Here is a 9,038-nt window from a genome sequence, read left to right as displayed (position 1 = left end):
AAAGTTGCACCGCGACCGCCGCGGGCGCCGGGCCGCCGACGATGCGCAGATCTACATCCGCGGGATGGCCACCACCAACACCACCGCGCCGCTCGTGCTGGTCGACGGGGTGGAACGGGAATGGCAGCAGATCGACCCGACCGACATCGAGACCTTCTCCGTCCTCAAAGACGCTTCCGCCACCGCGGTGTACGGCGTGCGCGGCGCCAACGGCGTGATCCTCATCACCACCAAACGCGGTGCCCCCGGGCGGCCGGTGCTGTCCATCTCCACCCAGGCCGCCGTGCAGCAGCCCATCCGCAAGCCCGATTACCTCGGTTCCTACGACTTTGCGCTGCTCACCAACGAGGCATTGAAGAACGAAGGCAAACCGGCCGAATATACCGCCAGCGACCTGGAGCATTACCGCCTGAAGAACTCGCCGTATACGCATCCGGATAATGACTATTACGAAGATTTCATGCGGAAGGCTTCGTGGCAGCAGCTGTCGAACGTGAGCGTGCGGGGCGGCAACGAAGTGCTTTCCTACTTCATCTCCGCCAACCACCTCCACCAGGAAGGGCTCTACAAGGAATTCAGCAATTCCCGCTACCCCACCAATACGGTGTACGACCGCATGACTTTCCGCCCCAACCTCGACTTCACCGTCAACCCCACGCTCAAACTGGGGCTCGACCTTACCGGGCGGTTCGAGGAAAGGAAACAGCCCAACTTCGACGAAGACCTGTTCGATAAGCTGAGAAGGCTGCCCCCGAACTTCCAGTCTTACATCAACCCGGATGGCAGCATCGGCGGGCGTTCCGACGAAAGCCGGTTGTCGCCCTATGCCCTGTTGTCGCAGTTCGGCAACCGCCACCGCAACAAGAACGTACTGGAAGGCGCTTTCACGATCAAGCAGGATCTGAACAAGATCACCAGGGGCTTGTCGTTCCGCACGCTAGTGGGTTTTGTGAGCTCCATCGAATCGCGCCGCGACATCGTGGAGAAGCCGCTGCTGTATGAGTACACCCGTTTCGGGCAGTATATCCTCAACAAAAACGCCACGGAGATTTCCATTTCTACAGACCGGAAGCCCGGTTTCCGGCGGCAGCATTTCGAAGGGTCGCTGAACTACAACCGTACCTTCGGCGATCACGCGGTAACGGCTATGGTACTGTACCAGCAGATCCAGCAGTTTGAAGAAGCCAGGATCCCCACGGGGTACCTGGGCTGGGTGGGGCGCGCCACTTATGGTTATAGAAATAAATACCTGTTTGAAGTGAATGCCGGTTACAACGGCTCCATGCAGTTCGATCCCAGCCGGAGATACGGTTTCTTCCCCGCGGTGTCGCTGGGATGGGTAGCCTCCGAAGAAGCGTTCTGGGGCAGGGATAATTTTATCAATTACCTGAAGATAAGAGGCTCTTACGGCGAGATCGGCAACGACCGGATCGGGAAATTCAACTATCTCTACGAACAACGCTACAATTACGCGCCGAACGAGGACGGATGGCGGATTTACTGGGGCGAGCAGCCCGGTTCCGAAAGAGGCATCATCGAAGGGCAGCCCGGCAATGCGTTCGTTACCTGGGAGCGCGCGAAGAAATCCAATATCGGTTTCGACGCGCGGATGTGGGATAACCGCATCACCTTAACAGCCGACGTTTTCGCCGAAAACCGCCGCGATATCCTGGCCATTCCCTACTCCGTTCCCCTCGTATTCGGCATGAACAACCCGCAGAACGACACCCGGAAAGACGGTCAGGGCCTGCCCCCCGAAAACCTCGGGCGCGTGCGCAACAAGGGCTTCGACATGGAGCTCGGGTTCAATGACAAGAAAGGCGACTTCACTTACTTCTTCAAAGGCAACTTCACCTTCGCCCGCAACGTCATCCTGCGCATAGACGAAGAAGGCAAACGGTACGACTGGCAGAAAAGAGAAGGCCGCCAGATCGGCCAGCACTTCGGGTTGACAGATATCGGCCTGTATTCCATGAACGATTTCGAACTGGATGCCAACGGCCAGCTGCAACTGGAAGGCGGTTTCCCCGTCCTCAAAAGCAAAATGCCGATTCCTTCCTACGGCGTGGTATATCCCGGCGATATCAAGTATGCCGACCGTAACGGCGACGGGCTGATCGACAGCTACGACGAAGGCGCCATCGGCAAAGGGACCGTTCCGGAATTCATTTACGGCCTCACCGTGGGCGGCAGCTACAAAGGGTTTGACGTAAGCGCGCTGTTCCAGGGCGCCGGCGGGGCGGATATGTATTTCAAGGAAGATGCGGTGTGGGAATTCAGCCAGCTCGGGAAAGTAATGCGCCATCACCTCGGCCGCTACAACCCCGATGATCCTTCCAGCTGGGACAACGCTACTTATCCCCGCCTTCACCCTACGGAAAATACCAATAACCACCGCAAATCCACTTACTGGCTGTATACGCGGAATTATGTGCGGCTGAAGACGGTGGAGATCGGCTACAACCTGCGCAAGCCCCTGCTGACGCGCATGCGCATGTCAGGCGCCCGCTTTTTCGTGAACGGCAACAACCTCATCACCTGGGACAAAATGATGAACTGGGATCCCGAATCCGACAGCGAAATCGGCAAAGCCTATCCCCAGCTCAGAACCTGGAACGTGGGCGTCAGAGTAACCTTGTAAAACAGCAATCATGAAAACGAGTATCAAAAAATTAACATACTTCCTCCTGCTCCTCACGCTCGCGTCGTGCACCAAAGACGGCGCGGGGCTGCTGGACAAGGCGGAATCCGGCGACCTGAACGAGGAACGGGTATTTACCAACGCCAAATACACCAAGGAATTCCTCACGGACATCTACCGCCGCATCCCCTACAGCTGGGACAACAACGTGTACCTCGACGCCTGTACGGACGATGGTGAGTCGCGCCCCTGGTGGGGATGGGTGAACAACGTACATGTGGGAGCCTATAATCCCACCAGCATGCCGGACAAGTTCAAGCGCTGGGCCGATTATTACGCCGCCATCCGCGCCTGCAACCTTTTCCTGAGCAAAATCGACAACGTACCGGTAGACCCTGAGCAATACATGAACTCCATCGAAGTGCGCGACCGGCTGAAGTATGAAGCCGTGCTGCTGCGCGCGTATTTTTATGCGGAGCTCGTCCGCTGGTACGGCAGCGTGCCGCTGATCACGAAAGTGCTGCAGCGCGATTCGCCCGAACTGCTCTCCGGCCGCGCAAGCCTGGCGGAGATGCAGAAGTTCATCAGCGATGAATGCGACCGGGCGGCGGCCAACCTGCCCGCGCGGCAAACGGGCGGCGACTACATGCGCGTAACCAGCGGCCTCGCCAAAGCCGTGAAAGCGCGGGTGATGCTGCACCTGGCCAGTCCGCTCTTCAACAGCAACGCTTCCGGCAGCGAAAGCCCCTGGTCCTGGGGCGGCTACGACGCCAACCGCTGGCTGGCGGCTGCGGAGGCAGCCAAAGCGGTAATCGATCATACCGACGAGAACGGCGCGCCGGTGTACAGCCTGGTGGTGAGGACGGAGCCCAACAACTATTTCGGCACCCGCGTCACCTACCCCGGTTCCATGAAAGCGATGGGCTGGTTCAACGTGTTCATCACGCGGGTGAACACCGAGTATATCCTCGGTTACGCACGGAAAGGCCTCACCAACGAGCTGGATAAATGGCAGCTGCCCGGCGCCATGCAGCGCGCGGGGGATGCGTCGTTCACCCTTCCCACCTATAACTACGCCGCTTGCTTCGAGACCAAAGAAGGCTACCCGGTGTACCAGACCGACGAGTACGGCGTGCCCAAACTGGACGGCAACGGGCAGTTCCTGGTGAACCCGGAATCGGGATTCGATCCGCAGCAGCCTTACGCCAACCGCGATTCCCGGTTCTATCATTCCCTGTGGTACAATGGTTCCATGTTCAGCGGGATCACGTTTAACCCCTGGCGGGGCGAAGACGGCTCCTTCGGGCAGGAGTTCCTCAATGGCTACGCACATACCGGCCTGTTCCTGCGCAAGTTCATGGACCCGAAAAACATCACCATCAACAACAGCGGCGTGCAGGGGCAAACGAACCACTCCTTCCCCGTGTACCGCTTCGTGGAAATGCTCCTGAACTATGCGGAAGCGATGAACGAATACCTGCCCGACGGGGCCGACCGCAGCGAGGCCATCGCCGCGCTGGACAAGATCCGCGCCCGGGCAGACATGCCTTCCGTGGCCGTTACCTTCGCCAACAACGGCTGGAACACCTCCAGCCAGGCGCAGCTGCGCAAGTTCATCCGGAACGAACGCAGGATCGAACTGGCTTTCGAAGACCATCGCTTCTTTGATATCCGCCGCTGGAACATCGGCGAGCAGACGCAGAAAACCGTGTATGAGCACGATATCCTCAAGAAAGCCGACGGTTCTTTCGTGTATAAAATCCTGGTTTGGGAAAGAAGGGTGTTCCAGCAGAAGCACAACCTGCTGCCTATTCCGCAATCCGAGGTCAACAATAACCCGAACATGCAACAAAACCCAGGCTGGTAAAACTGAACGACCATGAGAAACATACTTTTAATATGCGCCGCAGTACTGGCGGTTTTCAGTAGCTGCAAGAAAGGAGACAAGGAATTCTTCGACAAGTTCCCGCCGGAGATCCTGTTCTATGAAGGCGATGCCGTACAGAACCCCGACTTCGTGGCCGTTACGCTGCCGGCCGGCACTACCGAATGGAACGTAAAAGCCCGCGTGAGCGCGCCTTTGAAGCTGAAAGAAATCAAAATGTACAAGCAAACCGGCGGTACGGAAACACCGCTGGAATCCTATAACGACTTCCGGCTGACGCCGAATGTGTACCATGTCAACTACGTGCTGACGGGCATCACAACGGAAACCACCATCCGCATCGACGCCACCGACCTCGACGGCAAGCCCACGAGCAGGACATTCGTCATACGTGTAACACCGTAACGTGCTATGAGAACGCCGGCCCCTTCCGGGGCCGGCCTAATTTCCTTCCGCCACGATTACCTGTAAAACAAAAGCCTTCGGAATCCGAAGGCTTTTGCTGTGTACGGGGAGGTATTGTTAGCCGATTTTTACCGGTTTGCCGCCCGCGGCTGCGGAAGCGTAGATCGCTTCGATGACTTTCATATCGCGGAGGCCTTCTTCTCCCGGCACGTTGTTGGGCCGGTTTTCGAGGATGGCTTTGCAAACGCCGTCCATATGCGCGGCCTGCTGGTTGATGTGGGTGAAAGGCATGGCGCCGGTGCTGGTGCGCCCCTGCTGGCCGCCGTAGCCGAAAGCGTTATTCACTTCGAACCAGCCTTTTTCGGCGGCGGCGTAGAGCCGGTTCACGCCGGTGATGTAAGTAGTGAACGAATTGGCGATGGCGCCGTTGGGGAATTGCAGTTGCCAGGCCAGGGATTCTTCCACGTCTTTAAACTTGACGGGGTCGGTTTTCGGGAATTCCTGCGCGGTAACGGAGACGGGCTCCAGCCCGATGGTGTAGCGGGCGCCCTGGATGGCGTAAATCCCGACGTCCATCAGGGGGCCGCCGCCGGAGAGGGCGTGTTTGAGGCGCCATTGATTGGGGTCTCCGGCCCGGAAACCGTCGCTGGCTTCCACCAGTTTCACTTCCCCGAATACTTTCTCCCGGCTCAGCCGCATCATCTCCAGGTGGAAGGGATCGTAATGCAGGCGGTAGCCGATGGCGAGCTGTTTGCCTGCTTTTTTACAGGCGTCGATCATCTGCCGGCCTTCCGCCACGCTTACGGCCATGGGCTTTTCGCAGATGACGTGCTTGCCGGCCTTCGCGGCGCGGACGGTGAATTCCGCGTGCATGGAGTTCGGGAGCACGATATATACCACATCGATGTCTTTGTTATCCTTGATGCGGTCGAAATTTTCGTAGTTGTAGATGTTTTTCTCCGGGATCCGGTACTTCTCGACCCATTTCGGGATCTTGGACGGCGTGCCGGTAACGATGCCGCGCAGCTCCACGTATTGCGTCTGCAACAGGGCGGGCGCCAACTGGTTGGTGGCGTAGCCGCCGAGGCCTATCAGGGCGATGCCCAGTTTCTTCTGTTGGGAGAATCCGGCAAAGCCGGCCAGTGGCGAGGCTACCGCTGCGGCGCCGAAGAGCGCCGAATATTGCAGGAAGTCGCGGCGGGATTGATGCATGTGCGAGGGTTTTTAAGGTTCGATAAGATAGCCAATTTTTCGCCGAATCCCAAACCCATATAGGGGTGCGGGGCAGTTTTTCCGTCATTCTTACAGCAGCACCTGATATGCGCCGGGAAACCGCTTCCCGCCCGGATACCCGCGATCCGGCAACAACCGTAACCTTTTTGTGTGATTATAACCGTGATAATGAATATGATTAGATTTAATTTTTATATATTACCGCCAGATATTCTTTTAACAGAATATTGTGAGACCGTAAATAATAAAACAGTGAAGTATCCGGTTATTACGGGTAACTTTGCACATTCATGCCAAACTACAACTGAGACTATTTGACTATTATCCTCTACTACCTGGTGCTCCCGGTCGTTTACCTGATCAGTATTCTCCCGTTCCCGCTGCTGTATCTGCTGTCGGACGTGGTTTTCTGCCTCTTGTATTACGTTGTGGGTTACCGTAAAAAGGTAGTGAAACAGAATTTGGCCAACTCCTTTCCGGATAAGACGGAAGCGGAGCGCGACAAGATCTGCCGGGATTTTTACCGGTATTTCTGCGATTTGTTCCTGGAAACGTTCAAAACGCTCACCATCAGCAAGGCTGCCATGCTGCGGCATTGCGCGCTCACGCCGGAAAGCGTGGCGCTCTTCAGGCGCCTGCATGCCGAAGGCAAAAGCGTGGTGCTGGTGATGGGGCACAAAGGCAACTGGGAATGGGCCGGGAATACTTTCAGCATTTTATGCCCGCAACAGTTGTACGTGGTATTTCACCCGCTGGCCAATAAACATTTCAACGGATTGATGTACAGGATGCGCACCCGCTTCGGCACCAGGCTCATCCCCATGCAGGATACTTTCCGGGAGATGGTGAAGCTGCGCGGCGAGATCAATGCTACGGCGTTAATCGCCGACCAGTCGCCCCGGCCCGACAATGCCCAGTGGGTGCCGTTCCTCCACCAGGACACGCCCGTTTTTACCGGCACCGAGCGCATTGCTTCCAAAATGAATTACCAGGTGGTGTATGTTTCCGTATCGCGGCTCAAAAGAGGCTACTATTCGGTTTCCGCTGAAGTGCTGGTGGAAAACCCCGCACAGGAAGCCCCCGGCAACATCACCACGCTCCATACCGCCAAATTAGAGGCCGACATCATCGCCCAGCCCGCTACCTGGCTGTGGTCGCACAAAAGATGGAAACATAAAAGAAAAACGCAACCAACAACCGCAACTGTTTAAAAGAACGCAATGTTAGAAGGAAAACAACTTATTCTGGCTACCAAAGTTTACGCGCAGGAGAAACGCTCCCTGAGCTGGTGGTACACATTAAGCACCTTATGTCTGCTTATCGCATCCCTCACGGCTACCGTGGTGATGCCCTACCTTGCGTTGCGGATCGCCTTCAGCCTGCTTTCGGGCCTGCTGATCATGCGCATGTTCATTATCTATCACGATTTTCAACACCATACGATATTAAAGAACAGTCCGGCCGCCAATGCGATTATGACGGTATTCGGGCTCTACATTCTCGCGCCCGCCAGCATCTGGAAGCGTTCGCATGATTACCATCACCAGCACAATTCCAAGCTGTTCAGCGCCAGCATCGGCTCTTACCCGATCGCTACCACCAAAGGTTACCTCGCCATGAGCCGCAAGGAACGCCGGATGTACCTTTTCACCCGCCACCCGCTCACCATCCTCTTCGGATACCTGTTCATGTTCATCATCGGGATGTGCGTGAATTCCTTTATCGCCAGCCCCCGCCGCCATTACGACGCCCTCATCGCGCTGATCCTGCATGTTGCCGCTTCCGCCGCCGTGATCGTGTTCTTCGGCTGGGCTTCCTGGGCCCTGCTGGTGTTGGCGCCCATTTTCATCGCCACCTGTATCGGAACATATCTTTTCTACGCCCAGCATAACTTTCCGGGCGTTGTGTTCAATACCAAGGAAGAATGGTGCTACGACAAAGCCGCGCTCATTTCCTCCAGCCACATGACCATGAGCCCCCTCATGGCCTGGTTTGCCGGCAACATCGGCCTGCACCACATCCACCACCTCAATGCCCGCATCCCGTTCTACCGCCTGCCGGAAGCGTATGCCGGCATCCCGGAACTGCAAACGGCGACTACTACCTCCCTCCGCTTCAAAGACATCCGCGCCTGCCTCAGCCTTAAAGTCTGGGACCCGGAACTGCAGATGATGACCGGCGTACCACCCATTCCCCGCGAAGCCACCATCGGCAGGCTCTATACCGCGCCGGTAGCCGGCAACAAACGTTAATCTGATTTCTAATTTATACAAAAGCCGTTTACATCCCCGGGTGCAAACGGCTTTTTTCGTTCGTTTAGGATCAACCCCGCAACAATACCGCCTCCAGCGATTGCCGCAATATCTCCACCGCCGCCGCCATCTCTTCCCGGTCCATATTGCCGAAGCCGAGGCGCGTGGCCGTGAGGCTTTTGGTTTGATACAATATCGTTTTCGGCAGGAACAATCCCCGCGCCGCACATTCCTTCTGCAACTTCACCAGGTTGAAATCGTCCAGCCACTCCACCCATACCGCCAGCCCGCGGGGCGGCACCCGGAAACGGATGCGGCTTCCCAGTTTTTCCTCCAGCAAGGCCACAAAATCATCCCGGCGCTCCTGGTAAATTTTCCGGTTCTTTTTCGACAACCGGTGCACCTCCCCGTCCTGTATCCAATCGGTCAGCACCTGTTCCTTGATCACGTCTTTCCCCGGCTCCAGGATGTTCTGGTGCTTCTCCAGCTCCTGTATGAAATCCGCCGGCCCGGCTACAAACCCATACGCAAACCCCGCCGGCAACGATCTCCCGAACGAGCCGACGTACACCACCCGGTCTTTGGCGTCGAATGCCGCCAGCGGCAGCACGGGGTTGTTATC

General features: G+C 56.9%; 6 protein-coding genes and 1 pseudogene. 5 read left to right on the top strand and 2 right to left on the bottom strand.

All coding sequences use genetic code 11. The features are described from left to right. The 3 genes from Q0510_RS04865 to Q0510_RS04855 all read left to right on the top strand — a co-directional run. On the top strand, positions 1-2,641 hold a 2,641-nt coding region (locus Q0510_RS04865; protein WP_298708780.1), incomplete at its 5' end, for a TonB-dependent receptor. A 10-nt stretch (positions 2,642-2,651) separates the two neighbouring features. Next, positions 2,652-4,508 carry a RagB/SusD family nutrient uptake outer membrane protein gene (locus tag Q0510_RS04860; protein ID WP_298708778.1) on the top strand — a complete coding sequence of 619 codons (1,857 nt, stop codon included), beginning with the start codon at positions 2,652-2,654 and terminating at the stop codon, positions 4,506-4,508. Positions 4,509-4,520: 12 nt separating this feature from the next. Then, positions 4,521-4,931: a hypothetical protein gene (locus tag Q0510_RS04855; protein WP_298708775.1), complete on the top strand. Its 411-nt coding sequence runs from the start codon at positions 4,521-4,523 to the stop codon at positions 4,929-4,931. 117 nt (positions 4,932-5,048) lie between these two features. On the opposite strand, the gene Q0510_RS04850 is transcribed toward Q0510_RS04855, so the two are convergent. Further along, positions 5,049-6,143, bottom strand: a complete 1,095-nt coding sequence (locus tag Q0510_RS04850; protein WP_298708773.1) for a Gfo/Idh/MocA family oxidoreductase — start codon at positions 6,141-6,143, stop codon at positions 5,049-5,051. Between the two features lie 335 nt (positions 6,144-6,478). Here Q0510_RS04850 and Q0510_RS04845 point away from each other — a divergent pair, with 335 nt between their 5' ends. Beyond that, a complete protein-coding gene (locus Q0510_RS04845; RefSeq protein ID WP_298708771.1) occupies positions 6,479-7,375 on the top strand; it encodes a lysophospholipid acyltransferase family protein in 897 nt (298 codons plus the stop codon). 9 nt (positions 7,376-7,384) lie between these two features. Further along, positions 7,385-8,416, top strand: coding sequence for a fatty acid desaturase (locus Q0510_RS04840; RefSeq protein WP_298708769.1), 1,032 nt, complete (start codon positions 7,385-7,387; stop codon positions 8,414-8,416). Between the two features lie 70 nt (positions 8,417-8,486). Here the strand turns inward: Q0510_RS04840 and Q0510_RS04835 are convergent. Further along, positions 8,487-9,038: pseudogene (locus Q0510_RS04835) on the bottom strand (PLP-dependent aminotransferase family protein); the annotation flags it as partial.

Origin of the sequence: uncultured Chitinophaga sp., from assembly GCF_937874145.1 — a bacterium.
In the GTDB taxonomy this organism is placed as follows: domain Bacteria; phylum Bacteroidota; class Bacteroidia; order Chitinophagales; family Chitinophagaceae; genus Chitinophaga.
Note: the sequence above shows the minus strand (reverse complement) of the source record. Positions and strands in the feature narration are given on the sequence as shown.

Coding starts and splice junctions, on each gene's coding strand:
- Q0510_RS04840 (WP_298708769.1), top strand. CDS start 7,385: ATGTTAGAAGGAAAACAACTTATTCTGGCTACCAAAGTTTACGCGCAG.
- Q0510_RS04855 (WP_298708775.1), top strand. CDS start 4,521: ATGAGAAACATACTTTTAATATGCGCCGCAGTACTGGCGGTTTTCAGT.
- Q0510_RS04860 (WP_298708778.1), top strand. CDS start 2,652: ATGAAAACGAGTATCAAAAAATTAACATACTTCCTCCTGCTCCTCACG.
- Q0510_RS04850 (WP_298708773.1), bottom strand. CDS start 6,143: ATGCATCAATCCCGCCGCGACTTCCTGCAATATTCGGCGCTCTTCGGC.